This window comes from Novosphingobium capsulatum NBRC 12533 (assembly GCF_001598375.1).
Classification (GTDB): domain Bacteria; phylum Pseudomonadota; class Alphaproteobacteria; order Sphingomonadales; family Sphingomonadaceae; genus Novosphingobium; species Novosphingobium capsulatum.
The window spans coordinates 68,858-94,166 of record NZ_BCYV01000004.1 but is presented as its reverse complement, the minus strand read 5'-3'; the positions used below and the strand labels follow the sequence as shown (position 1 = coordinate 94,166).

Annotated in this window: 24 protein-coding genes and 3 tRNA genes; 14 read left to right on the top strand and 13 right to left on the bottom strand. The window is 65.2% G+C overall.

All coding sequences use genetic code 11. From position 1 onward, the window contains the following. Positions 1 to 140: 140 nt before the first annotated feature. A complete protein-coding gene (gene leuA, locus SCA01S_RS01445) occupies positions 141 to 1,811 on the top strand; it encodes a 2-isopropylmalate synthase (protein ID WP_062782170.1) in 1,671 nt (556 codons plus the stop codon). A gap of 65 nt (positions 1,812 to 1,876) precedes the next feature. Here the strand turns inward: leuA and SCA01S_RS01440 are convergent, their stop codons facing one another. From SCA01S_RS01440 to SCA01S_RS01430, 3 genes are all read right to left on the bottom strand, one after another. Next, entirely contained in the window at positions 1,877 to 2,362 is a 486-nt protein-coding gene (locus SCA01S_RS01440; protein ID WP_255420046.1) for an AHH domain-containing protein, read from the bottom strand. A gap of 53 nt (positions 2,363 to 2,415) precedes the next feature. Beyond that, positions 2,416 to 3,003, bottom strand: coding sequence for a hypothetical protein (locus tag SCA01S_RS01435; RefSeq protein WP_157088827.1), 588 nt, complete (start codon positions 3,001 to 3,003; stop codon positions 2,416 to 2,418). Between the two features lie 264 nt (positions 3,004 to 3,267). Further along, positions 3,268 to 3,750 (bottom strand): NAD(P)H-dependent oxidoreductase, encoded by a 483-nt coding sequence (locus SCA01S_RS01430; RefSeq protein WP_245652407.1) that lies wholly within the window; start codon positions 3,748 to 3,750, stop codon positions 3,268 to 3,270. A 172-nt stretch (positions 3,751 to 3,922) separates the two neighbouring features. Here SCA01S_RS01430 and recJ point away from each other — a divergent pair, with 172 nt between their 5' ends. The 4 genes from recJ (at position 3,923) to SCA01S_RS01410 (ending at position 6,156) form a co-directional block, all read left to right on the top strand. Beyond that, positions 3,923 to 5,737, top strand: a complete 1,815-nt coding sequence (recJ, locus tag SCA01S_RS01425) for a single-stranded-DNA-specific exonuclease RecJ (protein WP_062782273.1) — start codon at positions 3,923 to 3,925, stop codon at positions 5,735 to 5,737. A 92-nt stretch (positions 5,738 to 5,829) separates the two neighbouring features. Beyond that, positions 5,830 to 5,904 (top strand) — tRNA-Glu (locus tag SCA01S_RS01420). A gap of 19 nt (positions 5,905 to 5,923) precedes the next feature. Beyond that, a tRNA-Glu gene (locus SCA01S_RS01415) sits at positions 5,924 to 5,998 on the top strand. Positions 5,999 to 6,081: 83 nt separating this feature from the next. Beyond that, positions 6,082 to 6,156: transfer RNA gene (locus tag SCA01S_RS01410), tRNA-Glu, on the top strand. Positions 6,157 to 6,249: 93 nt separating this feature from the next. Here the strand turns inward: SCA01S_RS01410 and SCA01S_RS01405 are convergent. Next, complete coding sequence (locus SCA01S_RS01405) at positions 6,250 to 6,471, bottom strand: hypothetical protein (protein ID WP_062782161.1); 222 nt, start codon at positions 6,469 to 6,471, stop codon at positions 6,250 to 6,252. Positions 6,472 to 6,974: 503 nt separating this feature from the next. Here SCA01S_RS01405 and SCA01S_RS01400 point away from each other — a divergent pair. From SCA01S_RS01400 to phoB, 7 genes are all read left to right on the top strand, one after another. Then, on the top strand, positions 6,975 to 8,162 hold the full coding sequence (locus SCA01S_RS01400) for a sensor histidine kinase (protein ID WP_062782158.1): 1,188 nt from the start codon (positions 6,975 to 6,977) through the stop codon (positions 8,160 to 8,162). Between the two features lie 156 nt (positions 8,163 to 8,318). Next, positions 8,319 to 9,365 carry a substrate-binding domain-containing protein gene (locus tag SCA01S_RS01395; RefSeq protein ID WP_062782155.1) on the top strand — a complete coding sequence of 349 codons (1,047 nt, stop codon included), beginning with the start codon at positions 8,319 to 8,321 and terminating at the stop codon, positions 9,363 to 9,365. A 22-nt stretch (positions 9,366 to 9,387) separates the two neighbouring features. Further along, positions 9,388 to 10,770 (top strand): phosphate ABC transporter permease subunit PstC, encoded by a 1,383-nt coding sequence (gene pstC / locus SCA01S_RS01390; protein WP_022675553.1) that lies wholly within the window; start codon positions 9,388 to 9,390, stop codon positions 10,768 to 10,770. Beyond that, positions 10,763 to 12,049, top strand: a complete 1,287-nt coding sequence (gene pstA, locus SCA01S_RS01385; RefSeq protein WP_084390714.1) for a phosphate ABC transporter permease PstA — start codon at positions 10,763 to 10,765, stop codon at positions 12,047 to 12,049. The genes pstC and pstA overlap by 8 nt, the downstream gene beginning before the upstream one ends. A 1-nt stretch (position 12,050) precedes the next feature. After that, complete coding sequence (gene pstB, locus SCA01S_RS01380) at positions 12,051 to 12,881, top strand: phosphate ABC transporter ATP-binding protein PstB (RefSeq protein WP_062782152.1); 831 nt, start codon at positions 12,051 to 12,053, stop codon at positions 12,879 to 12,881. Between the two features lie 11 nt (positions 12,882 to 12,892). Further along, the gene (gene phoU / locus SCA01S_RS01375) at positions 12,893 to 13,576 is read left to right on the top strand and encodes a phosphate signaling complex protein PhoU (RefSeq protein WP_022676279.1); all 684 of its coding nucleotides are present in this window, start codon (positions 12,893 to 12,895) and stop codon (positions 13,574 to 13,576) included. Positions 13,577 to 13,675: 99 nt separating this feature from the next. Continuing rightward, positions 13,676 to 14,365, top strand: coding sequence for a phosphate regulon transcriptional regulator PhoB (gene phoB, locus SCA01S_RS01370; RefSeq protein WP_022676280.1), 690 nt, complete (start codon positions 13,676 to 13,678; stop codon positions 14,363 to 14,365). An 80-nt stretch (positions 14,366 to 14,445) separates the two neighbouring features. Here phoB and SCA01S_RS01365 read toward each other — a convergent pair whose 3' ends face one another. Both SCA01S_RS01365 and SCA01S_RS22040 read right to left on the bottom strand, forming a co-directional pair. Further along, positions 14,446 to 15,327 carry a LysR family transcriptional regulator gene (locus SCA01S_RS01365; RefSeq protein WP_062782149.1) on the bottom strand — a complete coding sequence of 294 codons (882 nt, stop codon included), beginning with the start codon at positions 15,325 to 15,327 and terminating at the stop codon, positions 14,446 to 14,448. After that, positions 15,327 to 15,473 (bottom strand): hypothetical protein, encoded by a 147-nt coding sequence (locus SCA01S_RS22040; protein WP_157088826.1) that lies wholly within the window; start codon positions 15,471 to 15,473, stop codon positions 15,327 to 15,329. The genes SCA01S_RS01365 and SCA01S_RS22040 overlap by 1 nt, the downstream gene beginning before the upstream one ends. A gap of 88 nt (positions 15,474 to 15,561) precedes the next feature. Here SCA01S_RS22040 and SCA01S_RS01360 point away from each other — a divergent pair, with 88 nt between their 5' ends. Together SCA01S_RS01360 and SCA01S_RS01355 are read left to right on the top strand one after the other, a co-directional pair. Next, entirely contained in the window at positions 15,562 to 15,825 is a 264-nt protein-coding gene (locus SCA01S_RS01360; RefSeq protein WP_022676283.1) for a hypothetical protein, read from the top strand. 18 nt (positions 15,826 to 15,843) lie between these two features. After that, positions 15,844 to 16,728: a bestrophin family protein gene (locus SCA01S_RS01355; RefSeq protein WP_062782146.1), complete on the top strand. Its 885-nt coding sequence runs from the start codon at positions 15,844 to 15,846 to the stop codon at positions 16,726 to 16,728. A 1-nt stretch (position 16,729) separates the two neighbouring features. Here the strand turns inward: SCA01S_RS01355 and SCA01S_RS01350 are convergent, their stop codons facing one another. Genes SCA01S_RS01350 through nuoL form a run of 7 tightly spaced genes read right to left on the bottom strand, consistent with a single transcriptional unit; the run spans position 16,730 to position 25,307 of the window. After that, positions 16,730 to 17,002, bottom strand: a complete 273-nt coding sequence (locus tag SCA01S_RS01350; RefSeq protein WP_062782143.1) for a DUF1467 family protein — start codon at positions 17,000 to 17,002, stop codon at positions 16,730 to 16,732. Positions 17,003 to 17,039: 37 nt separating this feature from the next. Then, a complete protein-coding gene (locus tag SCA01S_RS01345; RefSeq protein ID WP_412103063.1) occupies positions 17,040 to 18,635 on the bottom strand; it encodes a ribonuclease J in 1,596 nt (531 codons plus the stop codon). 53 nt (positions 18,636 to 18,688) lie between these two features. Continuing rightward, on the bottom strand, positions 18,689 to 19,495 hold the full coding sequence (locus tag SCA01S_RS01340) for a type III pantothenate kinase (RefSeq protein ID WP_022676287.1): 807 nt from the start codon (positions 19,493 to 19,495) through the stop codon (positions 18,689 to 18,691). After that, positions 19,495 to 20,280, bottom strand: coding sequence for a biotin--[acetyl-CoA-carboxylase] ligase (locus tag SCA01S_RS01335; protein ID WP_062782137.1), 786 nt, complete (start codon positions 20,278 to 20,280; stop codon positions 19,495 to 19,497). The genes SCA01S_RS01340 and SCA01S_RS01335 overlap by 1 nt, the downstream gene beginning before the upstream one ends. Further along, positions 20,249 to 21,712, bottom strand: coding sequence for an NADH-quinone oxidoreductase subunit NuoN (gene nuoN, locus SCA01S_RS01330; RefSeq protein WP_062782134.1), 1,464 nt, complete (start codon positions 21,710 to 21,712; stop codon positions 20,249 to 20,251). The genes SCA01S_RS01335 and nuoN overlap by 32 nt, the downstream gene beginning before the upstream one ends. Beyond that, positions 21,712 to 23,256: an NADH-quinone oxidoreductase subunit M gene (locus SCA01S_RS01325; protein ID WP_022676290.1), complete on the bottom strand. Its 1,545-nt coding sequence runs from the start codon at positions 23,254 to 23,256 to the stop codon at positions 21,712 to 21,714. The genes nuoN and SCA01S_RS01325 overlap by 1 nt, the downstream gene beginning before the upstream one ends. Then, positions 23,253 to 25,307: an NADH-quinone oxidoreductase subunit L gene (gene nuoL / locus SCA01S_RS01320; RefSeq protein WP_062782131.1), complete on the bottom strand. Its 2,055-nt coding sequence runs from the start codon at positions 25,305 to 25,307 to the stop codon at positions 23,253 to 23,255. Before nuoL ends, SCA01S_RS01325 begins: the two co-directional genes overlap by 4 nt. Positions 25,308 to 25,309 lie beyond the last annotated feature (2 nt).

Here is a 25,309-nt window from a genome sequence, read left to right as displayed (position 1 = left end):
ATGATCGCCGCGCTGAACCTTACCCTGCGACTTACACGCCCTTGGGCGTGAGCTGACGCGTCGGTTTTGCGGCGCACACGGCGCCCAAGGGTCATCCCCTCGCACCAGACGCATCATTTTCATTTTAAGGTTCAGCCATCATGGCCATGCTGAAGAATCCCGGCATCAAGTATCGTCCGTTTCCGCAGGTGGATCTGCCCGATCGCCAGTGGCCCTCGCGCACCATCACCAAGGCCCCGCGCTGGCTCTCGACCGACATGCGCGATGGCAACCAGTCGCTGATCGATCCGATGGACGCCGACAAGAAGGCGCGCTTCTTCGATCTGCTGTGCAAGGTCGGCCTCAAGGAAATCGAAGTCGGCTTCCCCAGCGCCGGTGCCACCGAATATGATTTCATCCGCGCCCTGGTGGACGAAGGCCGCATCCCCGAAGACGTCGTCGTCCAGGTGCTGACGCAATCGCGCGAAGACCTGATCAAGACCTCGTTCGAAAGCCTGGCCGGCGCCAAGCAGGCGATCGTCCACGTCTACAACGCGGTATCGCCGCTGTGGCGCACCGTGGTGTTCGGCATGGAACAGAGCGAAATCAAGGAAATCGCCCGCCGTGGGGCGACTTTCCTGCGCGACCAAGCCGCCCGTTTCCCGCAGACCGACTGGCGCTTTGAATATAGCCCGGAAACCTTCTCCACCGCCGAACTCGATTTCAGCATCGCCTGCTGCGAAGCGGTGATGGACGTGCTGCAGCCCACGGTGGAAAAGCCCATCATCCTCAACCTGCCGGCCACGGTGGAAGCCTCCACTGCCAATATCTACGCCGACCAGATCGAGTATTTCTGCCGCAACCTGCCCGGCCGCGATCGTGCGGTGATCAGCCTGCACACCCACAACGACCGTGGCACTGGCGTGGCCGCGGCGGAACTGGGCCTGATGGCCGGGGCCGATCGTGTCGAAGGCTGCCTGTTCGGCAATGGCGAGCGTACCGGCAACTGCTGCCTGGTGACCGTAGGCCTCAACCTCTACACGCAAGGGGTGGACCCGGAACTGGACTTCTCGAACATCGACGAAGTGATCCAGACAGTGGAATACTGCAACCAGCTGCCCGTGCATCCGCGCCACCCCTATGGCGGCGAACTGGTCTTCACCGCCTTTTCCGGCAGCCACCAGGACGCCATCAAGAAGGGCTTTGCCGCGCAGGAAAAGCGCAACGACGAACTCTGGGCCGTCCCCTATCTGCCGATCGACCCGGCCGATCTGGGCCGCAGCTATGAGGCGGTGATCCGCGTCAATTCGCAAAGCGGCAAGGGCGGCTTTGCCTGGGTGCTGGAACAGGACCAGGGCCTCAAGCTGCCCAAGAAGATGCAGGCGCATTTCTCGCGCCACGTGCAGGAACTGGCCGACGAACTGGGCCGCGAACTGCAGGCCGGCGATATCTGGGGCGTGTTCCGCATGGTCTATCGCCTGGATGCCCCGCAGCATTTCCAGCTGGTCGATTATGACGAGCAGCGCGGCACCGACGGCACCCGCGTGTTTGCCGGCAAGATCGAGATCGATGGCCAGGTGCAGTCTGTCAGCGGGCGCGGCAATGGCCTGATCTCGTCGGTCGTTGCCACCTTGGCCGAAGGGTTCGGCGTTCGCCTGGAAGTGCGCGACTATTCCGAACATGCCATGGGCAGCGGCACCAATGCGCGCGCGGCCGCCTATGTCGAATGCGTACTGGCCGATGGGCGCGTGGTATGGGGCGTGGGCATCGACGAAGACGTTGCCACCGCCAGCGTGCGCGCCATCCTTTCGGCAGCCAACGCCGGCCGCTGATCGCCACCACCATCACACGCATCATGCAAGGGCCCTGGAGCACCCGCTCCGGGGCCTTTTTGCGATCAGGCCTCGGTATCGGCCCACAGCATTTCGGCCATGGCGTCGAGATGGCTGAAATCCACCGCCGGATCGCGACGGTTGAGCGGCATTCCGCCCCAGCGCCGTGGATCGAGCAGGCGGCGGCGCAGGGCACGTTGCAACAGGTCGAGGCGCATCAGCGCTTCGCGATCGGCGGCCATGTCGTTGGCGCCGCGCCGCCGCTGCCAGCCGGCCTCGATCTGGCCGATCCGTTCCAGCACCAGTTGGTTGTATTGCCGATGCGGGCCGCGATGCAGCGGCATCAGCACGCGTTGCGCGGCCGCCTCGGTTGCCGGCAGCAGCAGACCATTGCGGCGGAAATCGTGAAAGCCCACCTCGGCTTCGCCCAATCGGCCCAGCATGACATTCAAACCAGCGCGCGTCAGAACCTGGCAGGGCAGGATATGGTGCCGCTGCATATGCGCCTGATATCCCGGAGAGCCGACGACGTTGACGCAATGAAACGGAATCGCCCGACGCGCGGCAAACCGCCATTTGCGAGACGAATCAGGAACACATTTCGTTAGGCCCATCGTGCCGAAATGATACAGTCTTCCCCTGGTTCTAACCAGAGCGTGCCAGCGCCGGGCAGCTCAACCGCCTGCGCCTGTGCAATGTGGCCATGGGCGATCAACCAGTCTGTCAGGCGCACGGCGGCGCGCGCATGCTGTTCTCCCGGCCGCGCGCCCCCGGTGTGCAAAGCAAACTCCTGCCCGATGAAAAAGGTCAGGCCGATGCTGGTCACGCGATCATCTCCGCGCTTCAGGCCGGCCAGGGCCATGGCCGGAAACGGCCCGCCATTCAGCCACGGGCGCACGGCGTCGACGAACCAGCGCGGCGAAACAAGGTTGCCAGCCGGCAACCAGCCGATCGCCGCCAAGCCCGGCAAAGTCGCCAGCGCCAGCAACAGGCTGGCCGCCACCTGCACCACCGGCAAGAGGCTTTCCGCCCCGGCCAAGTGCGGCCCCGGCGCCAGCAGCAGCGCTTCATAGGTGCTCGGGTCAAAATCCGCAGGCAGGCCCACACGCAGGTTCGCAAGCGCTGTTGCCGTCCCCTCTTTTGGCGCCAAACCAGTCAGGTCGAACGTCAAACCATCGCGCAGCAGTTCCACCCAACGGGCCGCGCCACCCGGGCGATGGCTCACGGCAAAGGCGTGCTCGGCCTGGGCCAACCCGGCCAGGGCATCGGCATCAGGGCGCGTGCCAGGGGCGAACAACAGCGTCGCCACGGCGCGCCCCCCCGCACTTTCCTGACCATCAGCCACCGCTTACGCTCCTGTCGTTGGACAAACCCTTGCGCCGCAATCCATTGCGGCGATCTACAGGGCCTGCACCCGATACCGTCGAAATTTCGTCAACACCCCGGCGCGACATGCTCAAAAAGCGCCCATTTCCAAACCCGACGCTAGCAACTGCCCCAGTTCGCGACATTTTTGCAATGCAGTATGCGGCAGGGCCTTGGGCGCCAAGATCGAATCGGGCCGATCCGCACCCGTTAGAATGATGCAGGGCGGCGCAACGCGGCGCAAACGCCAACCGGTCACGATCCGGTCGATCTGCGCCTGTGCTCCCTGCCCCGCCGTTCCTGCTGCGATGGCCGTGGCATAGGCGCGCCCTTCGATCTGCTCCAGCAGGGGGTAATAGCAGCGGTCGAAGAACGCCTTCATCTCGCCGCTCATGCTGCCAAGGTTTTCCGGGCAGACGAACAGGAAACCTTGCGCTGCAATGCATTGCGCGGGGTTAATCTGCTCGGCCGGCAACAGCTGCGCCGGCGCGCCGGCCTGTGCTGCGCCTTGCGCAGCGGCCTGTGCCATGGCCTGTGCCGCGCCGGTGCGGCTGTGCCAGATGATTGCCAGCATGCCCCCTGTCCTTTTCACCACCGCCGCCCCCGCAGCGTTTGTCATCCCCGGCACAAGCGCCGATCCATTGGTGTCAAATCGGACATGAACGCAGCTTTGCCAAATCGGTTTCCTGGCGATGTATCTGCCCGTGCGGTTTGCCCATGGGGCGGCAATCGGCTACCGCGCAACAATGATCCCGGTCACTGCGATTACCCATTCCCTTTCCGGCCTCGCCTGGCGTTGGCGCGGCGGCAACATGGACCTTTCCGGCCGTTTCGGCCGCGCCGGCGGTGGCGACGATGGCCTCAGCAATGATCTGGTAGACCAGTTGCTGCTCTCGCGTGGGGTGCCGCACGATGATCTTGAGCGGCACCGCCGCCCCACCTTGCGCGATTTCCTGCCCGATCCCGCCATTTTCCGCGACATGGAAGTGGCCGCGCGCCGCCTTGCCGAAGGCGTGGTGCGCGGCGAGCGCATCACCGTCTATGGCGATTACGACGTGGATGGCGCCACCAGCGCCGCACTGCTGCTGCGCCTGCTGCGCGCACTCGGCGTGGAAGGCCAGGCCTATATTCCCGATCGCCTGCTCGAAGGCTATGGCCCCTCGGGCGAGGCGCTGGTCCGGCTTGGCCGCGAAGGCAGCCAGTTGATCGTCACCGTCGATTGCGGCGCCATGGCGCACGAGGCGCTGGGCCAGGCCGCGGCCGCAGGAATCGACGTGATCGTGGTGGATCACCACAAGTGCGCGCCTGACCTTCCCCCTGCCGTGGCCCTGGTCAACCCCAATCGCCTGGACGAGGATGACGAGGCCGCCGCGCATGGTCATCTTGCCGCCGTGGGCGTGGCCTTCCTGCTTGCCGTGGCGACAGTGCGTGTCCTGCGCGCGCGGGGATGGTTCGAAAGCCGCCCGGCGCCCGATCTCATGGGCCTGCTCGATCTGGTTGCGCTGGGCACTGTGGCCGACGTTGCGCAGCTCAAGGGCCTGAACCGCGCGCTGGTGGCGCAGGGGCTGAAAGTCATGGCCAAGCGCGCCAATATCGGGCTTTCCGCGCTGATCGATGCCAGCCGCATCACCCGTGCGCCAACTGCCAGCGACATGGGCTTTGCCCTGGGGCCGCGCATCAATGCCGCCGGGCGCATCGGCGATTCCTCGCTCGGCGTGCGGCTGTTGACGACGCAAGACCCTGACGAGGCCAAGGACATCGCTGCCCGCCTCTCGGCCCTCAACGACGAGCGCCGCGCGATCGAGCAGGCGGTGCAGGAAGCCGCCGAAGCGCAAGTGGAAGCACAGCACAATCGCGCCGTAGTGGTAGTGTCCGGCCTGGGCTGGCATCCCGGCGTGATCGGCATCGTTGCCGGCCGCATCAAGGAAAAGACCGGCAAGCCCACGCTGGTCATCGCGCTCGACGATGGCGAACAGGCCGAAGTTGATGGCGCTGGCATGGGCAAGGGTTCGGGCCGCTCCATCCCCGGTGTCGATCTGGGCGCAGCGATCATCGCCGCACGCGAGGCCGGACTGCTGGTCAAGGGCGGCGGCCATGCCATGGCCTGTGGCCTGACTATCGCACCCGACAGCGTGGAGCCACTGGCCCAATGGCTCGATGAACGCCTCGGCCGCGACGTGGCCAATGCCCGCGCCGCGCAAAGCCTGGCGCTGGACTTGTCGCTCAGCCCTGGCGGTCTGACCCCCAGCCTGGTCGAAACGCTGGAAGGCGCTGGCCCCTATGGCGTGGGCTGGCCCGGCCCGCGCGTGGCAGTGGGCCCGGTGCGGCTGGTCAAGTGCGATATCGTCGGCAACGATCACGTGCGGGCGATCGTGGCCGGGGCCGATGGCCGATCGTTCAAGGCCATGGCCTTTCGCGCAGCACAAACCGATCTGGGCCAGGCCCTGCTGCACGGCTGCAAGGGCCGCCAGCTATGGCTGGCCGGACGCGCCCGGCTCGACGACTGGGGCAGCCGCCCCGCCGCCGAATTGCATATCGAAGATGCCGCGTTTGCCGATTGAATTTTTTGGGTCTGATTTTTTTGGATCGGCGGGTTGACGCACCGGCCCCAGCCTAATAGAGGCGCGGACCTGCCCAGCGGCGCAAGCCCGGAGGCCCCTTCGTCTAGCGGTCAGGACGCGGCCCTTTCACGGCTGAAACACGGGTTCGATTCCCGTAGGGGTCACCATCATTGCACGCTGCCGGACGGCCCCTTCGTCTAGCGGTTAGGACGCGGCCCTTTCACGGCTGAAACACGGGTTCGATTCCCGTAGGGGTCACCATCTGCATCTTGCCTCAAGATGCGGATTGCCGGCATGCCATGCAATGCGCCATGTTCCGCCGGCAATCATGCCTTCGCATGCAAGGCCCCTTCGTCTAGCGGTCAGGACGCGGCCCTTTCACGGCTGAAACACGGGTTCGATTCCCGTAGGGGTCACCATTCCGGCGCAATTGGCGCGGAACCACACCACATCGTCGGCACGCCGCATGCCCATCGCATTATGCTGGGCCGTGCGCGCCCGCAATTACGCCCTCAATGCAGTTGCGAGGATTGGATCGTGGCGGGAATGCCGGCGATCCCCTCGATCGGGCGCGGGCCTGCCAGTTCCTTGCGCATCAGATCCAGCACCATGGAAAGGTGCGCGGCCGCCAGCGAGGCGCCCTGGTGATCGAGCACCGCCAGCGAGCCTTCCAGCTTGCCGATCAGGTCGGCCAGAACGGCCTTGTCGGCGCCGTTGCGATCCGAGGATTTCACGCAATCGTCCTCCCACTTCTTGGCGCCGATCAGGCCGCGCGCGCGCGCGCCCGCACCTCGACAGGCCTTAGAGCCGGCCTTGCAAGCCGCCAGCGCAACCCGGCGCCCCGTTGCCCGCCATGGCGGCGGACGATGAAGGGGAATGTTCGACCTTGGTCTCATCTACGCGCCACCACGCCTGCCCGCCACGGCTTTCCCCGCAGCTTTGGCGGTATCGCGCGCAACTAAGTCGTGTACCAGAATGGCCGCTTTTCAGATCATCTTCAGGGAAAAGCAGCATGTTAGATGGCTAATGAACGGCAGGCACGCGCGCCAGCCGTCACCACTCCCGCCGAAACGGAAGCAAAAGCGCGCGTGTCCAGCGCCGCCTTCGCGTCCCTCAGCCAAGCCTGTGGACAGCCTTGGCGGCAAGTGTGACAGGCCGGCAGCGGGCTTGCCGCGCCCCCCTGCCCTCGCCTAACAGGTGCGCTATCTGCGTTTCCTGGCGAAAGTGACATCCCCCGATGAAAGGTCTGGTCCTGCCGTGGACAAGCGTGGGCATTGCCCTGGTCGCCGCTGCGGCCATGCCGTTTGCCGGCGCCAGCCTGTGGCTTGCCTTTGCGGTGCTGGTGGTGTGGCTGGCCTCACTGTGGCTCGCCAGCCCCGAGCCGGAGATCGTCCAGGTCCGGCCCGAGGAAGGCAGCGTCTCGCGCCAGGCCATGGTCGCCCTGGTGGAGCCGTTCAGCGTGCCGGTGCTGATGCTCGATCGTCAGCGCATAGCCTCGGCCAATGCCGCCGCGCGTGAGGCGCTGGGCCCGCATATCGTCGGGCAGGACGCGCGCGTGGCGCTGCGCCATCCCGAGGCGATCACCCTGCTCGACAAGCCCGAGGGAACCGCGCTGGTTCGCGGCCTGACCGGCGCGCGCAGCATCTGGCAGGTCAGCCGGGTGGCGATCGACGAACGCTTTTCGCTGATCGAGCTGGTCAACCGCACGGCCGAGGCCGATATCAGCCGCGCCCACACCGATTTCGTCGCCAACGCCAGCCACGAGTTGCGCACCCCGCTGGCCTCGATCATCGGCTATGTCGAAACCCTGGCCGATCCCGATGCGCGGGTCGATCCGGCCACGGCGGCCAAGTTCCACGCCACCGTGCTGCGTGAGGCCAAGCGCCTGCAGACGCTGGTGGAAGATCTCATGTCGCTCTCGCGCATTGAGGCGGAAAAGCACGAGTTCCCGCGCGAGCGCATCGATATCGGGCAGATGGCGCAAACCATCGCCAGCGAAGTGGGCTTCACCGTGGGTGACGAGCGCATCCTGCCCGAAACCGAAACCGGCGTGGTCTGTGGCGATCGCCAGCAGCTTGACCAATTGATCCGCAACCTCATCGACAATGCGCTCAAATATGGCGATGCGCAGGCTCCGGTGGCGGTGCGGGTCCACCGCGACGGCAGCGACGTGGTGCTGGAAGTGGCCGACCAGGGCGAAGGCATCCACCCCGATCACCTGCCCTATCTGACCCGGCGGTTCTACCGGTCCGATCCTGGCCGCAGCCGCGCGGCGGGCGGCACCGGCCTGGGCCTGGCGATCGTCAAGCATATCGTCGAGCGCCATCGCGGCAAGCTCGACATTGCCAGCACATTGGGCGAAGGATCGACCGTGACCGTGCGCCTGCCCTTGGCCGCGCCAGAGGCGGCGCCAACCGCTGCCTAGCCAGACTGGCTTGCCGGGCTGAACGGGCGTTTTTCAACGACACCATGGTTTTGTCACAAATGCCGCAGCTTTTGTCATAAAGCTGTCACACCCTGGTCGCATTGGCCGCTCATCCACCGGGACACTTCCTGGCCACGGGGAATGGAAGGTATTGCCATGGTCACGCTTCGCACACTTGCTCTGTCCACTGCCGCTTTGGGTTCGCTCGCTCTCGCCGGCTGCGGCGGCGCCGATTCCGGCAGCCGCGACCAGGTGCGCGCCGTCGGCTCGTCCACCGTCTATCCCTTTGCCAAGGCCGTGGCCGAGCAGCTCGCCAAGAGCGATCCCTCGATCAAGTCGCCGATCATCGAATCGACCGGCACGGGCGCCGGCATGAAGCTGTTCTGCGCCGGCGTCGGCCCGCAGCACCCCGATATCGCCGATGCCTCGCGCCGCATGAAGAAGTCGGAATTCGACGAATGCGTCGCCAACGGCGTGAAGGACATTGCCGAAATCCAGGTGGGCCTGGATGGCGTGGCCTTTGCCGAGGCCAAGGGCGGCGCCAATCTCGCGCTCACGCCCGAAGACATCTACAAGGCGCTGGCCAAGAACCCCTATGGCAAGCCCAACACCGCCAAGACCTGGGCCGACGTGAACCCCACGCTGCCGGCCGATCCGATCCTGGTCTACGGCCCGCCGTCCACCTCGGGCACGCGCGATGCGCTCAAGGAACTGATCCTGGCCAAGGGCTGCGACGCCAATCCCGAGATGAAGGCGCTCAAGGACAGCGACAAGAAGAAGCATGACGACGTCTGCACCCAGGTGCGCGAAGACGGCGTCTATGTCGATGCCGGCGAGAACGACAACCTGATCGTGCAGAAGATCGAGGCCAATCCCAAGGCCATCGGCATTTTCGGCTTTTCCTATGTCGAATCCAATGCCGACCGCATCAAGGGCCTGACGATGAGCGGCATCACGCCGACCTATGAGACCATTTCCAACTTCAGCTATCCCGGCGCCCGCCCGCTCTACATCTATGTGAAGAAGGCGCACCTCAAGGCGATTCCGGGTCTGCAGGCCTATGTCACGCAATGGTCAAAGCTGTGGGGCAAGGATGGCACGCTCGCCAAGCTGGGCATGGTGGTTGCGCCCGATGCCGTCCTGGCCGAAAGCGCCAAGGCCGTGACCACGATGCCGTCGCTCGACGGTTCGCAGCTCAAGTAAGAAAGGACGGGAAAGCCCAGTCATGTCGCCAGCCATTCTTCTCCTGCTCGCCTTCGGGCTGGGCCTTGTCGGCTGGCTGGCGGCCCGCTCGCGCGCCTGGGCGTTTCGCGCCAAGACGCCGGATGCGCGCCTGCATTCGCTGCCCAGCTTCCACGCCTGGTACGTGGCGCTGTGGATCGCGGTGCCGGCGCTGGTCTTTGCGCTGGTATGGAATGCGGTCAGCCCGGCGCTGATCACCGCGCATGTCCTGGCCGATCCGGCAGCGGCGGCCCTTCCGGGCTTTGGCTTTGAACGCGAAGCCATGCTGGCGCAGGCCCGCGCCGTCGCCGAAGGCAAAGCGTTTGGCGTGTTCATGCCCGAGGCCGAAGGGCTGATCGCGCCCTATCGCGTCGCGCTTGCCCGCTATGAATCGATCGGGCTGATCGTCACCATCCTGGTCGCGCTGGCTGGCGGGGCCTTTGCCTTCCTGCGCTTGAAGCCTGATTTCACCGCCCGCACCCGGGTGGAGCGGGCGGTCATGTCGCTGCTGCTGATCGCTTCGCTCGTCGCCATTCTCACCACGGCCGGCATCATCATCAGCCTGGTGTTCGAAACCGTGCGCTTTTTCGGCATGGTCTCGCCCATTGATTTTCTGTTCGGCACCCACTGGGCGCCCGATCCGATGAGTACCGGCGCGGTCGATGGCAAGCAGTTCGGCGCCATTCCGCTGTTCTGGGGCACGATCTATATCGGCGCTATCATTGCCATGCTGGTGGCCATCCCGCTTGGCCTGATGAGCGCGATCTACCTCACGCAATATGCTTCTTCCACCGTGCGCAAGGTGATCAAGCCGCTGCTCGAAATCCTCGCGGGCGTGCCCACGGTGGTATACGGCTATTTCGCCGCCCTCACCGTGGCGCCGGCGGTGCGCGATTTCGCGCAAGGCATCGGCATTTCCAGCGCCTCGACCGAAAGCGCGGTGGCTGCCGGCCTGGTCATGGGCGTGATGATCATTCCCTTCGTCTCCTCGATGGCCGACGATTCCATCGCCGCCGTGCCCGATGCCCTGCGCGATGGCAGCCTGGCGATGGGCGCCACCCGCGCCGAAACCATCCGCAAGGTGCTGGTGCCGGCCGCGCTGCCCGGCATCGTCGCAGGCATCATGCTGGCCGTGAGCCGCGCGATCGGTGAAACCATGATCGTGGTGATGGCGGCCGGCGCCTCGGCCAATCTCACCGCCAATCCATTCCAGTCGATGACCACGGTGACGTTCCAGATCGTTGCCATGCTCACCGGCGAAGGCAGCTTCGATCACCCGGCCACCCTTTCGGCCTTTGCCCTGGGCATGGTGCTGTTCCTTGTCACCCTGGCGCTCAACTTCATCGCCCTGCGCGTGGTGAAGCGCTATCGCGAAGCCTATGAGTGAGCCGATCATGGACACGCTGACTTCCTCTTCTGCCGACGCGCTGGCCGCGCAGCGCCGCGCCCGCATGGCCGCGCGCCTGGCGCGCCGCCACACCGGCGACCGGCTGTTCAAGCTGGCTGGCCTGGGTGCCGTGGCGTTTTCCGCGCTGGTCCTGGTGTTCCTGCTGGTGTCGATGGCATCGAGTGGCCTGGCTGGTTTCCAGCGCAGCGAACTGCGCTTTGACCTGCCCCTGCGCGGCCAGCTTTCGATCGATCGCGATCGCCTGGGCCAGCCCGATCCGGCCAGCGCGCTGGAACTGGCAGGCCTACCCGCGATGGTCGATGCCGCCGCTGAAAAGGGCCTGGGCCTGGGCGGCGCGGCGTTGCTTGCCGATGGTGCCTGGCGCGATGTTGCCGCGCAAATCGCGGCCAAGCCTGCGCTGCTGGACGAACCGAGCCTATCGCTTTCCCTGCCCGCCACCGACGAACTCGCCGCTGCCCAGCGTGGCGATGGCCCCGAGGCACTGCGCCCTGTCGCGCAGCGCCTGGTCCAGGATGGCAAGCTGGTGCGCGCATTCGACTGGGGCTTTCTGGCCCGCTCCGACGCCACCAGCCCGCAGGCCGTGGGCATCTGGGGCGCGCTCAAGGGTTCGATCATGACCATGCTGGTCACGATCGTGCTGGCGTTCCCGGTAGGCGTGCTCGCCGCGCTCTATCTGGAGGAATATGCCCCGCGCAACCGCTGGACCGACCTGATTGAAATCTCGATCAACAACCTGGCGGCCGTGCCCTCGATCATCTTTGGCCTGCTCGGCCTCGCGGTATTCCTCGCGATCTTCCCGCACTATCGCTCGGCCCCGCTGATCGGCGGCATGACGCTGGCGCTGATGACGATGCCGGTCATCGTGATTTCCGGGCGCAATGCGATCAAGGCAGTGCCGCCTTCGATCCGCGACGCCGCGCTGGCCATGGGCGCCAGCCCGGTGCAGGTGGTGTTCCACCACGTGCTGCCGCTGGCGCTGCCCGGCATCCTCACTGGCACGATCATCGGCATGGCCCGCGCGCTGGGTGAAACCGCGCCGCTGCTGATGATCGGCATGCGCGCCTTCGTCGCTTCGCCACCGGGCGATCTCACCTCGCCAGCCACGGTGCTGCCGGTGCAGATCTTCCTGTGGTCCGACGAAATCGACCGTGGCTTCATCGAGCGCACCAGCGCCGCGATCGTCGTCCTGCTGGTCTTCCTTCTGCTGATGAACGGTCTTGCCATCTACCTGCGCAACCGCTTCGAGAAACGGTGGTAACATGAACGCCCCCCTGCCCCTCACCGACGCCCCTGCCGAAGCCGCGGCGCAGATCACCAGCTTGCCCGACGATGGCCCGGCCAAGATCAGCGCGCGCAACGTTTCGGTGTTCTATGGCGCCAAGCGCGCGATCGACGATGTCTCGATCGACGTGCCCAACGACTATGTCACCGCGTTTATCGGCCCCTCGGGCTGTGGCAAGTCCACGTTCCTGCGTTCGTTGAATCGCATGAACGACACGATCGCCAATGCCCGGGTCGAAGGCGAAATCCTGATCGATGGGCAGGATATCTACCGCTCGGGCATGGACGTGGTGCAGCTGCGCGCGCGCGTTGGCATGGTCTTTCAAAAGCCCAACCCGTTTCCCAAGTCGATCTATGAAAACATCGCCTATGGCCCGCGCATCCACGGGCTAACGACCAGCAAGAGCGAGTTGGACGGCATCGTCGAAACCTCGCTCCAGCGCGCCGGCCTGTGGGACGAAGTCAAGGATCGGCTCACCGACAGCGGCACCGCGCTCTCGGGCGGCCAGCAACAGCGCCTGTGCATCGCCCGCGCCATTGCCGTCGATCCCGAAGTGATCCTGATGGACGAGCCGTGCTCCGCGCTCGATCCCATCGCCACCGCGCGGATCGAGGAACTGATCGACGAATTGCGTGGCCGCTATGCCATCGTGATCGTCACCCACTCCATGCAGCAGGCCGCCCGCGTCTCGCAGCGCACCGCGTTCTTCCATATGGGCAAGATCGTGGAATATGGCACGACCTCGGACATCTTCACCAATCCACGGGAAGAGCGCACCAAGGACTATATCACCGGGCGTTACGGGTAAGGATACGAGACGTGGCTGAACATACCGTCAAGGCATTCGACGAAGACATCACCCGCCTGCGCGGCCTGGTGGCGGAAATGGGCGGCCTGGCCGAACTTTCCATTACCGAGGCGATGGACGCCCTGGTCGGCGGCAACGAGGAGCTGGCCACCAGCGTGATCGCGCGCGACAAGCGCATCGACCAGCTGGAAGGCGAGGTTGATCGCCTCGCCATCCGCGTGCTCGCCCTGCGCGCACCGATGGCCGACGACCTGCGCGAAGTGATCGCCGCGCTCAAGATCGCCGGCGTGATCGAGCGGATTGGCGACTATGCCAAGAACATCGCCAAGCGCGTGGGCCATATCGAGGGGCGCAAGCGCTTCGAACCGCTGACCCTGCTGCCGATCATGAACGAGCTGGCCAGCGACATGGTGCACGACGTGCTCACCGCCTATGCCGCGCGCGATGCCGTGGCCGCCGCCGAAATCGTGCGCCGCGATGCCAAGGTCGATGCGATCTATGACAGCGTGTTCCGCAATTTCGTGTCGTACATGGTGGAAAACCCCGCCACGATCAGCAGCGTCGCCCAGCTGATGTTCGTGGCCCGCAATATCGAGCGGATCGGCGACCAGGCCACCAATATTGCCGAAATCGTCCACTATGCCGCCACGGGCACCTATCTGCCCGAACGGGAAGACGTCATTCCGCCAGCGTGATCGCGGCGGCCGCATTATTCCCACGCCATTCGTCATGGCCACGTAACAATTGTCGTGCTTTCGCAAGGTTACGGTCAAGGTTCATCCCGGAGGTAATGCGTGTCTGCTCCCAAGCTGCTTCTCGTCGAAGACGATACCGCGCTGGCCGAACTCGTGGAATATCGCTTCCGCGGCGAAGGCTATGACGTGCGCAGCACCGACGATGGCGATGAAGCCCTGCTCCTGGCCGCCGAAGACACGCCCGATCTCGTGCTGCTCGATTGGATGATCGGTGGCACCAGCGGGATCGAGGTGTGCCGCCGCCTGCGCCGCAACAAGGCCACGGCCCATGTGCCGATCATCATGCTCACCGCGCGCAGCGACGAGGATGATCGCGTGCGCGGCCTGGAAACCGGCGCTGATGACTACGTCACCAAGCCGTTTTCGCCGCGCGAACTCATCGCCCGCGTTGGCGCCGTGCTGCGCCGCGTGCGCCCGGCGCTGGCCGGCGAAACCATTACCGTGGGCGACATGAGCCTCGATCCCACCGCGCACCGCGTCACCCGGCGCGGCCAGACGATCAAGATCGGCCCCACCGAATTCCGCCTGCTCAAGCATTTCATGGAGCATCCCGGCCGCGTGTTTTCGCGCGGGCAACTGCTCGATGCGGTGTGGGGCAGCGGCAGCGACATCGAACTGCGCACGGTTGACGTGCACATCCGCCGCCTGCGCCAGGCGATCGCCCTGCCCGGCGCGGCTGACCCGGTGCGCACCGTGCGCTCCGCCGGCTACGCCCTGGAAGGCGTGTAACCATCCAAATCCTCCCCCACCCGTGGGGGAGGTGTCAGCCCGCAGGGCTGACGGAGGGGGGTACGTCGATGCTCCTCCCATCACGCCAAAGCCGGCACCTGATGCGCCAGGAATTGCAGGCAGCGGCGCAGGCGCGGTGTCTGCCCCTGGCGCGGCTCAAACAGCGCCACCACCGGCAGCGCCGGCAGTTCCAGATCGGGCAGCACCGCCTCCAGCGCGCCGCTCTCCAGGTCTTCGGCCACTTCCCACAGCGAATGCAGCGCCACGCCTGCGCCATCCAGCGCCCAGGCGCGCGCCACGTCGGCATCGTTGGTGGCCAGGCCCGCCGGCAGCGCCAGCCCCTCGGGCAGGCCCTCGCGCAGCACGGCGCCGGCTTCGTCCAGCACCACCACGTGCTCGTGATGCGCCAGGTCTTCCACCGCCTGCGGCCGCCCGCGCCGCTCCAGATACGACGGCGCGGCACACAGCACGCGCGGGTTGCTGCCCAGGCGGCGGCAGATCAGCGAAGACAGCGGCGGCGGCGCAAAGCTGATCACCAGGTCGTGCCCGCTCTCCACCGGGTTGGCCAGCGCCGGCACGCTGTCGAGATGCACGGTCACGTCGGCATGGGCACGGGCAAAGCGCTGCAACAACTCGCCCAGGCGGCGGCGGCCAAAGGCCAGGGTCGTTGCCACTTTCAGCGTGCCAGCGGGGCCAAAGGCACGCGTGCGGATCACGGTTTCGGCCCGTTCCATGTCGGCCAGGGCCTGCCCGGCCTGGCGATAGAAGATTTCGCCTTCCTCGGTCAGCGAAAGGTGGCGGCTGTTGCGGCGGACCAGCGCCACGCCCAGGCGCGCCTCCAATTGGGCCAGGCGGCGGCTAACGACCGGCAGCGACAGGCCCAGGCGCACTGCCGCCTGCGACAAGCTACCCGCCTCGGCCACGCGGACGAATGAAACCAGTTCGGAATAACGATCTGCCATTAACCGAGGATAGGATGCCGGTGTTGCGCCGCAATATGCCCAAGGTTGCAGAACTGTTTGAAATCGTTGCCCGCTGCCGGATTTGCGACGTAATTCTCTGTTCCACCTGATGTTTTCAAAATCTGCAAGCCACGGTTGCCGGCCATGGGCATTCCCATTTCCCTGGCGCGTCGCAAAATGAAAGGGCGATGGCGTGCCATGGTGGTACCGCCGATGAGACACGGGAACCTGTCGATGGCCTTTGCATTCCCCTTTCGCAACGCCGCACCTGCCGCCGCGTATGGCGCCGAAGCGCCCCTGCGCTGGAACGATATCGAGGCGCTGCCGGTGCACTGCGCCGTGCTGGCCATGGCCGTGCTGGCCTGGCTGGCGATCAACGAAGAAGGGCAGACACTGCAACTGGCGCTTGCCAAGGTGATCGGTATTATCGGCTGCATCGCGCTGCGCCGGGCCTGGCTGGGCATGGATCGCCCCGATGACCCGGCGCCGCGCCCCTGATCAAAGGTTCAAACAGGCATGATCGTTGGCAAGACCCCGCGTATCCGCATGACGTTCGTGGCGGCGTGGAACACGCTGCTCGCCCTGTTCGTGTGGGATGTGGCGGTAACCGTCTTCTATTATTTCACGCCCTTCCCCGCCCCGGCGCTGCCCTTGACGATCTTCGGCACCGGGCTGGCACTGCTGCTGGGGTTTCGCGTCAATTCGGCCTATGCCCGCTGGTGGGAAGGCCGCATCGTGTGGGGCGCGATGACCAACGCCTCGCGCAGCCTGGCGCGCGCGGTGGGTGCCGCCCTGCCCGATCACGCGGCCGGCCAGGCCTTGCGCCATGACGTGGTGCGCCGCCACATCGCCTATGTCCACGTGCTGCGCCACCAGTTGCGCGGGCAAGACCCGGCTGAAAGCGCGCAGCGCGTGCTGGGAGAGGCGGAGATTCCCGAACTGGCGCGGCGCAACCCGGCCAATGGCCTGCTCGAAGGCAACGGCATGCGCCTGGCCTCCGCGCTGCGTCAGGGCTGGATCGATACCGTGCAGTTGAGCCGGATCGAGGCGATCATGGTCGATATCAGCAACGCCCAAGGCGCCATGGAGCGTCTGCGCAACACCCCGCTGCCCGCGCAATACCGCAGTTTTCCCACGTTCTTCACGCGCCTGTTCTGCGTGCTGCTGCCGATTGGCCTGGTGGAAACGCTGGGGCCGGCGACGCCGCTTGGCTCCGCCTTGGCCGGCTTCATGTTCCTCGCCGCGCTGCAGATCGGCGATGACCTGGTCAATCCGTTCGCCAACACGATCCACGACGCCCCGCTCACGGCGATGTGCGCCACGATCGAATCCGATTGCAATGAAAGCCTGGGCCTGCCGCCCGTTCCAGTGGTTCAGCCCGAAGGCGGCATCCTGTGGTAGGTCAAAGGCCGATCAACGGCGAAATGTCGAGGTCTGACGCCGTTATCCAACCGTTGCGGAAATTGGCGTAGAGCAGGGCAAAGACCACCGCCGAAACCAGCGTGGCACGCCAAGCCACCATGCGCGGCCGGAAATTCACCGGCGCGCTGGTGGCATGGCCCACCGTGGGGTTCACCCCGGCATCGTGCGGGGTGCGCAGGCCAAAGGGCAGCACGGCAAAGGCAGACAGCACCCAGATCAGGGCATAGACCGCCAGCATCGAGCCAAAACGCATCGTTCTCTCCCTCTTGCGCCGTGCGGCTGTTGCCGGCTCAACGTTCGCGCAGCAGCACCTGCACCACCGGCTTCTTGCCCGACCAGCGCTGCGCCGTGCGTCTTACCGCAAGCCGCACGCATTCGGCAACGGCCACGCGGTCGCGCTTGCGGTCGCCCTTGAGGGCTTTCAGCGCCTTTGACACGTCCTCGCGCGCCTCTTCCAGGAACGGCTCCATGTCCTCTTCCAGGGGCACGCCAATGCAGCCGATGTCCACACCAGAGGCCTGCTTGCCTTCGGCTGTCACCGCAAGGGCCACGCTGACCAGGCCATTGTTGCCCAGCTTGCGCCGCGCGGCCATCGCCTCGCCATCGGCCGGGGCGATGATATCGCCATCCAGCACCAGGCGGCCATTGCGTTCGGTGCTGATCTTGACCGGCCCATTGGGGGCCAGGCGCACCAGATCGCCGTTCTTCTGCAGGATGGTCTTGGGAATGCCCTCGGCCTTGCCCAGCGCGGCCTGCTCGGCCATGTGGCGGATTTCGCCATGCACCGGCACCAGGATCTTGGGGCGCAGCCAATCATACAGCGCCACCAGTTCCGGCCGACCAGGGTGACCCGAAACGTGGATCATCGATTGCTTGTCGGTGATCAGGCGCACGCCCTTTTCCACCAGCGCGTTCTGCACGCGGCCGATGGCCAGTTCGTTGCCGGGAATCTGGCGGCTGGAAAACACCACCGCATCGCCCGCTTCCAGCGAGATCGGATGCTGGCCACCAGCGATACGGGCAAGCGCGGCGCGCGCCTCACCCTGTCCGCCAGTGGCCAGGATCAGCACTTCGCCGCGCGGCAGGTCCATCGCCGCGTCCATGCTGATAGGATCGGGAAAATCGAGCAGATAGCCCGATGCCTGCGACACCTTGATGATGCGATCGAGCGAGCGCCCGGCCACGCACAGCTGCCGCCCGGTGGCCTCGGCCACTTCGGCCAGGGTCTGCAAGCGCGCCACGTTGGAGGCAAAGGTCGTCACCACCACGCGCCGGCCCTTGAGCTCGGCAATGGTTTCGAGCAGCCCGGCCCGCACCGCACCTTCCGAGCCGGACGGCTTGGGATTGAACACGTTGGTGGAATCGCACACCAGCGCCAGCACGCCTTCGTCACCGATGGCGGTCAGTTCTTCCTCGGTGGCGGGCGTGCCCACGCGCGGCTCGTCGTCCAGCTTCCAGTCACCGGTGTGGAACACGCGGCCATAGGGCGTGTCGATCACCAGGGCATTGCCTTCGGCGATCGAGTGCGCCAGCGGCACATAGCGGATGTCGAACGCGCCGAGCGAGAGGCTGCCCTCGTTCTGGATCACGTTCAGTTCGACGCTGTTCTCGATGCCGGCTTCCACCAGCTTTTCATTCACCAGGCGCGCGGTAAACGGCGTGGCATAGAGCGGCACGCCCAGTTCCTGCGCGAAATAGGGCACCGCGCCGATATGATCCTCGTGCGCATGGGTCAGGACAATGCCGAGCAGGTCCTTCTTGCGCGCTTCGATGAATTCCAGATCGGCAAAGACGAGTTCGACGCCGGGGTACCAGGGATCGGCAAAGGTCATGCCCAGGTCGACCATCAACCACTTGCCGTCACACCCATAAAGGTTGACGTTCATCCCGATCTCGCCCGAACCTCCAAGGGCGAGAAACAGCAATTCCTTTCCGGGCTTCACTCTTGTGTCCTGTTCTGGGCGGCCGCGATGGCGCGCTCTGCAAGCAAGGCCATGCCGTCCAACGTCAGGTCGGGGTCGACATGGTCAAAAATCCGCGTGTGGCGGTCAAACAATACGGCCAGCCCGCCCGTGGCAATCACCTTGGCCGGTTGGCCGATTTCGGCGCGCATCCGGGCGATCAGGCCTTCCATCATGGCAACATAGCCCCAGAACACGCCGATGTGCATCTGGTCTTCGGTGTTGCGCCCTATCACGCTTTCGCCCTGGCGCGGCACGGAAATGGCGATGCGCGGCAATTTCGCCGCCGCACTCACCAGCGCGTCGAGCGAGAGGTTGATCCCCGGCGCAATGATCCCGCCCTTGTAGGTGCCTTGTGGGTCTACCCAGTCGAACGTCGTCGCCGTACCGAAATCGATGATGATCAGGTGCTGCCCGGGATGGGCGGCATGGCCGGCAATCACGTTCAGCGCGCGATCCGCGCCGAGCGAGCGTGGCTCGTCCACATCGGCGACAAAGCCCCATTCGGCCAGGCCCTGCCCCGCCACCAGCGCTTCCAGGCCGAAATACTTGTCGGCCAGAACCTGCAGGTTGTGCAGCGCGCGCGGCACCACCGTGGAAATCACGATCTGGCGCACGGCATCGCGGGCAAAGCCCTGGATCTGCATCAGTTGCAGCAGCCACACGGCGTATTCGTCGGCCGTGCGGCGCGGATCGGTGGCCACGCGCCAGCGCGCGCGGATCGTGCGATCCTCGAACAGGGCAAACACCACGTTGGTATTGCCGACATCAACCGCCAGCAGCATTACGCATCTCCTTGGGCCGCTGGTGGCGTGGGATCACCCACCAGATCGACATCGCCGGCATGAATCGCAAGGGTGCGGCCATCGGCCAGGCGCAACTGGGCCACGCCATCGGCATCGATGCCGGCAAAGGCACCCATGATCATGCCATGGTCGCGATCGTTGACGGAAACCAGCGTGCCACGCGGCACCGCCCGCTCTTCCCAGGCGCTGCGCAAGATAGGCCATTGCCCGGCATGCCAGGCGCCAAGCCGCGCGGCCCAGGCGCTTGCCAGGGCCGCGGCAAAGGCATCACGCGCAATAGCGTGGCCCAATGCCGCAAGGGAAACGGTCTGCCGCCCCGGCACATCGGGCGCGGCGGCGAGGTTCACGCCGATGCCGACCACCACGGTCTGGCCCACCCGTTCCAGCAGGATACCCGCCAGCTTGGCCTGGCCCACCAGCAGATCGTTGGGCCATTTCAGGTACAGTCCGGGTAGCCCCGGCGCCATGCTGGAAACGGCATCCCACAGCGCCAGGCCGGCAACCAGCGCCAATGTCTGCGGCGCGGTTTCATGGGACGCCAGTTGCACGGCGGTAGAGCCCATGAAGTTGCCAAAGCCATCGCTCCACACCCGGCCCGATCGGCCGCGCCCGGCGCTCTGCCGATCGGCGATCAGCCAGTGCCCCTCCAAAAGGCAATCCCCCCCACCAGCGCGCGCCACAAGGGCCGCGTTGGTGGAGGGGATTTCTTTTACGTATTCGAGCAAGAGCGGCTCAGGCCACGTGGAACAGCGCGGCTGCCGCATTGCCGGCAAGCACGTGCAGCCAGTTGGTCAGCAGGTAGCCCAGCGGCGAGATGAACAGCGTGGCCACCACCAGCAACACGGTATGGGCCAGTTCGCTCTTGCCCGTCACCTTGTCGGTCGCCTCGTCAAAGTAGAGCACCTTGACGACCTTGAGGTAGTAGAACGCGCCGATCACCGAGGCAGCGATACCAATCGCGGCCAGCGCCAGCAGGTTGGCCTGAACGGCCGCCTGGAACACCACGAACTTGCCCCAGAAACCGAACAGCGGCGGAATGCCCGCCAGGCTGAACATGACTGCAGCCAGCGCTGCGGCCAGGCCCGGGCGCGTCTTGGACAGGCCGGCCATGTCGGAAATCGCTTCCACCGGCTCGCCATCGGCGTCCTTGAGCATCAGCACGGCGACAAAGCCCGCCACCGACATCGCCACGTAGATCGCCAGGTAAACCAGCATCGCGGCCGCGCCCGGCTGGTTGGCACAGGCCAGGCCGATCAGCATGAAGCCGACGTTGTTGATCGACGAATAGGCCATCAGGCGCTTGATGTTGTTTTGCCCGATCGCGCCCAGCGCACCGATCACGATCGACAGCAGCGCGGCAAAGATCACGATCTGCTGCCAGGCGTGGACCTGGGTGCCGAATGCTTCGAGGCTGACACGCATCAGCAGCGTGAGCGCAGCGACCTTGGGCGCCGTGGCAAAGAAGGTCGTCACCGGGGTCGGCGCGCCTTCATAAACGTCGGGCGTCCACATGTGGAACGGCGCAGCGCTGATCTTGAACGCCAGGCCAGCCAGAACGAAGACCACGCCAAAAGTGGCGCCGGTGGACAGGCCATGGCTGAGCGCCAGGCGAATGCCTTCAAAGCTGGTCGTGCCGGTGAAGCCATAGGTCAGGCTGACGCCATAGAGCAGGATGCCCGAGGCGAGCGAGCCCAGCACGAAGTACTTGAGGCCCGATTCTGCCGAGCGTTCGTCGCTGCGCAGCATGGAAGCCAGCACATACGAAGCAAGGCTGTTGAGTTCGAGACCGATATACAGCGCGAGAAGATCGCCGGCCGACACCATGATCCCCATGCCCAGCGCGGCAAACAGCACCAGCAGCGGAAATTCCGCGCGCATGCCGCGCACGCGTTCGAAGAACGCGGGCGCCACGATCAGCGTCACGCCGGCACCGGCATAGATCAGCAGCTTGGCAAAGGCGGCAAAGGCATCGGCATGATACTGGCCGGCGAAAGCGGTCACCGCCGGGCCCATCGCCGATCCGCACAGCGCGGGCGCGGCGATCAGGGCGCAGACGGTCAGGACCGCAACCGACAGGATCGAGATCAGGCGCGCAGCCTTGTCACCGGCCCAGGCCGCCACCAGCAGCAGGATCAGGCCGGAAATGCTGAGCACTTCCTCGGCCAGGGTGATCTGGAGAGAGCGAAGCAGTTCCATCAGTGCGCCTCCCCGTGCGCGGCTTCTTCATGGGCAGCGGCACCAACCGGCTGGGCCACCCCGAGTTTCAGTTGCGCGTCGCCCTTGGGCTTGGCCGGGGCCACGCGCGCTTCAAGCGCGGCGATATCCTTGCGCATCGGCGCCAGGAAGCTTTCCGGATAGACGCCCATCCACAGCACCACGGCGGCCAGCGGCACCATCATTGCCCACTCGCGCTTGTCGAGATCGAGCATGGCGGCAGCGTCGGCGTTCTTCTGGTCACCAAAGATCACGCGGCGATAGAGGTAGAGCATATAGGCCGCACCCAGGATGATCCCGGTGGTGCACACCAGCGCCACCCAGCTGCTTTCGGCATAAACGCCCATCAGCGAGAGGAATTCACCCACGAACCCGCTGGTGCCCGGCAGGCCGATCGAGGCCATGGTGAACAGCAGCATGAACAGCGCGTAGTACGGCATGTTTATGGCAAGACCGCCATAGCGCGTGATTTCACGGGTGTGCAGGCGATCATAGATCACGCCCACGCCCAGGAACAGCGCGCCGGCCACCAGGCCGTGGCTCAGCATGATCAGCATCGAGCCTTCAAGACCCTGCGTGTTGAACGCGAAGAGGCCGATGGTCACGATCGCCATGTGCGCGACCGAGGAATAGGCGATCAGCTTCTTGATGTCCTGCTGGACCAGCGCGATCAGCGAGGTGATCACCACGGCCGCCATCGACAGGCCCCACACCAGCGGCGCGAACTGCGCCGAGGCTTCGGGGAACATCGGCAGCGAGAAGCGGATGAAGCCGTAGCCACCCATCTTGAGCAACACGCCCGCCAGGATCACCGAGCCGGCGGTGGGTGCCTGCACGTGCGCGTCGGGCAGCCAGGTGTGCACCGGCCACATCGGCATCTTCACCGCAAAGCTGGCAAAGAACGCAAGCCACAGCCAAGTCTGCGCATGGACCGGGAAGTTGTAGGCCATCAGCGTCGGGATGTCGCTGGTGCCCGCCACGTTGACCATCCAGAACATCGCGATCAGCATCAGCACCGAGCCGAGCAGCGTGTAGAGGAAGAACTTGTAGCTGGCGTAGATGCGATCCGCCCCGCCCCAGATGCCGATGATCAGATACATCGGGATCAGGCCGGCTTCGAACATGATGTAGAACAGGAACAGATCCTGCGCGGTGAAGACGCCGATCATCAGCGTCTCCATCAGCAGGAACGCCGCGTAGTATTCACCGGCGCGCTTCTCGATCGAGTTCCAGCTGGCGCCGATGCAGATCGGCATGAGGAACACGGTCAGTGCGATCAGCAGCAGGGCGATGCCATCGATGCCCAGCTTCCATTCAAAGCCGGAGAAGAGCGCGGCCCGCTCCTGGAACTGCCACTGTGCGCCGCCCACATCGAAGTGCATCCACAGGACAACGCCCAGGACGAAATCGATGAGCGTGGCGATCAGCGCGATCAGGCGGGCCTGCTCGCGGTTGGCCTTGAGGACCAGGCCGGCGCCGACGAGCGGCACCAGCAGCATGAGCGAAAGGATCGGAAAGCCGGTCATTGTGCGATCACCCAGCTGATCGCGCCGACGAGACCGACGAGCATGACCAGCGCATAGCTGTAGAGATATCCGGACTGGAGCTTGACCGCCCCGCGGCTGCCCTGCGCCACCAGCCAGGCGGCGCCGTTCGGGCCAAAGCGATCGATGATCCCGATATCACCCACCTTCCAGAACACGCGGCCGAGCCACAGCGCGGGGCGCACGAAGATGAAGTGATAGAGTTCGTCGAAGTACCACTTGTTGAGCAGGAAGCGATAGAGGAAGCCGAACTGGTTCACGAAAGCCGCCGGGAACGCCGGGTTCACGACATAGGCATACGTCGCGATCAGGAAGCCAGTGACCATCACCGCGAACGGCGACCACTTCACCCAGGTCGGCACATGGTGCGCGGCGTGGATCAGGTGCTCGCTGTAGACCAGCGCGCCCTTCCAGAATTCACCCGTACCTTCGCTGATGAACGCGTGTGCGAAAACCCAACCTGCGAAGATGGCGCCGAGCGACAGCACGACCAGCGGCACCAGCATGACCAGCGGGCTTTCGTGCGGGTGATAGCCCGCCGTGCCATCGCTGTGTTCGTCATGGTGGTGATGATCATGGCCATGCGCGTGTGCATGATCATGCCCATGATCGTCGTGGCCATGCGCATCGTGCACGGCGTGCTGGATGTGCTCCGACTGCTCCCAGCGCGGCTTGCCGAAGAAAGTCAGGTAGACCAGGCGCCACGAATAGAAGCTGGTGAGCAGCGCAGCGAACACGCCCATGAAGAAGGCAAAGTGCCCGAGTTCGGTGCCCTTGGCCCAGGCGGCCTCGATGATCGCATCCTTCGAGAAGAAACCGGCGAAACCGATCTCGAATGCACCGACCCCTGTAATGGCCAGCGTGCCGGCCATCATGGCGAAGAAGGTCAGCGGGATCTTCTTCCGCAGGCCACCGTAGTAACGCATGTCCTGTTCGTGGTGCATGGCATGGATCACCGAGCCGGCACCCAGGAACAGCAGCGCCTTGAAGAAGGCGTGCGTGAACAGGTGGAACATCGCCGCGCCATAGGCGCCAACGCCGGCGGCAAAGAACATGTAGCCGAGCTGCGAGCAGGTCGAATAGGCGATCACGCGCTTGATGTCGGTCTGCGTCGTGCCGATCGTGGCGGCAAAGAAGCAGGTCATCGCGCCGATGAAGGTGACGAAGCTGGTCGCCGTCGGGCTCAGTTCGAACAGCGGCGACAGGCGGCAAACCATGAACACGCCGGCGGTGACCATGGTGGCCGCGTGGATCAGCGCTGACACCGGGGTCGGGCCTTCCATGGCGTCAGGCAACCAGGTGTGCAGGCCGAGCTGCGCCGACTTGCCCATCGCGCCGATGAACAGCAGGATGCAGATCACCGTGGCGGTATCGAGGCGATAGCCCAGGAAACCGATGGTCGAGCCCGAAAGGACGGCTGGCGCATCGTGCAGGATCTGTGGGATCGACACGGTGTGGAACACCAGGAACGTCGCAAAGATGCCCATCATGAAGCCAAGGTCGCCCACGCGGTTGACCACGAAGGCCTTCATCGCGGCGGCATTGGCGCTGGGCTTGCGGAACCAGAAGCCGATCAGGAGGTACGAGGCCAGGCCCACGCCTTCCCAGCCGAAGAACATCTGCACCAGGTTGTCGGCCGTCACCAGCATCAACATGGCAAAGGTGAACAGCGACAGATAGGCGAAGAAGCGCGGCTGATCGGGTTCCTCGCTCATGTACCCCCAGGAATAGAGGTGCACCAGGAACGAGACGGTGGTGATCACCACCAGCATGATCGCGGTGAGCGTATCGACGCGCAGCGCCCAGAGGAAATCGAGATCGCCCGACTTCACCCAGTGCAGCACCGGCGTAACGCTCGCTTCGGCATGGCCGCCCAGGAACGAGAGGAAGATCGGCCACGACAGCGCGCAGGAAAAGAACAGCGCGCCGGTGGTGATCACCTTCGACGGGATCAGGCCCAGTTTCTTGTTGCCAAGGCCGGCAACGATCGCTGCCAGAAGCGGCAGGAAGACGATGACGTTGATGGACGACATGG

What these genes read in the sequence shown, in the direction of transcription:
- SCA01S_RS01350 (WP_062782143.1), bottom strand. Translation starts at nt 17,002, where the DNA reads ATGCGTTTTGGCTCGATGCTGGCGGTCTATGCCCTGATCTGGGTGCTG.
- SCA01S_RS22040 (WP_157088826.1), bottom strand. Translation starts at nt 15,473, where the DNA reads ATGGCCGGCAACCGTGGCTTGCAGATTTTGAAAACATCAGGTGGAACA.
- recJ (WP_062782273.1), top strand. Translation starts at nt 3,923, where the DNA reads ATGATCCCGGTCACTGCGATTACCCATTCCCTTTCCGGCCTCGCCTGG.
- SCA01S_RS01345 (WP_412103063.1), bottom strand. Translation starts at nt 18,635, where the DNA reads ATGAACGTCAACCTTTATGGGTGTGACGGCAAGTGGTTGATGGTCGAC.
- SCA01S_RS01430 (WP_245652407.1), bottom strand. Translation starts at nt 3,750, where the DNA reads ATGCTGGCAATCATCTGGCACAGCCGCACCGGCGCGGCACAGGCCATG.
- SCA01S_RS01355 (WP_062782146.1), top strand. Translation starts at nt 15,844, where the DNA reads ATGATCGTTGGCAAGACCCCGCGTATCCGCATGACGTTCGTGGCGGCG.
- SCA01S_RS01360 (WP_022676283.1), top strand. Translation starts at nt 15,562, where the DNA reads ATGGCCTTTGCATTCCCCTTTCGCAACGCCGCACCTGCCGCCGCGTAT.
- nuoN (WP_062782134.1), bottom strand. Translation starts at nt 21,712, where the DNA reads ATGGAACTGCTTCGCTCTCTCCAGATCACCCTGGCCGAGGAAGTGCTC.
- nuoL (WP_062782131.1), bottom strand. Translation starts at nt 25,307, where the DNA reads ATGTCGTCCATCAACGTCATCGTCTTCCTGCCGCTTCTGGCAGCGATC.
- leuA (WP_062782170.1), top strand. Translation starts at nt 141, where the DNA reads ATGGCCATGCTGAAGAATCCCGGCATCAAGTATCGTCCGTTTCCGCAG.
- SCA01S_RS01340 (WP_022676287.1), bottom strand. Translation starts at nt 19,495, where the DNA reads ATGCTGCTGGCGGTTGATGTCGGCAATACCAACGTGGTGTTTGCCCTG.
- SCA01S_RS01335 (WP_062782137.1), bottom strand. Translation starts at nt 20,280, where the DNA reads ATGCGGCAGCCGCGCTGTTCCACGTGGCCTGAGCCGCTCTTGCTCGAA.
- pstC (WP_022675553.1), top strand. Translation starts at nt 9,388, where the DNA reads ATGTCGCCAGCCATTCTTCTCCTGCTCGCCTTCGGGCTGGGCCTTGTC.
- SCA01S_RS01325 (WP_022676290.1), bottom strand. Translation starts at nt 23,256, where the DNA reads ATGACCGGCTTTCCGATCCTTTCGCTCATGCTGCTGGTGCCGCTCGTC.
- pstB (WP_062782152.1), top strand. Translation starts at nt 12,051, where the DNA reads ATGAACGCCCCCCTGCCCCTCACCGACGCCCCTGCCGAAGCCGCGGCG.
- pstA (WP_084390714.1), top strand. Translation starts at nt 10,763, where the DNA reads ATGAGTGAGCCGATCATGGACACGCTGACTTCCTCTTCTGCCGACGCG.
- SCA01S_RS01365 (WP_062782149.1), bottom strand. Translation starts at nt 15,327, where the DNA reads ATGGCAGATCGTTATTCCGAACTGGTTTCATTCGTCCGCGTGGCCGAG.
- SCA01S_RS01395 (WP_062782155.1), top strand. Translation starts at nt 8,319, where the DNA reads ATGGTCACGCTTCGCACACTTGCTCTGTCCACTGCCGCTTTGGGTTCG.
- SCA01S_RS01400 (WP_062782158.1), top strand. Translation starts at nt 6,975, where the DNA reads ATGAAAGGTCTGGTCCTGCCGTGGACAAGCGTGGGCATTGCCCTGGTC.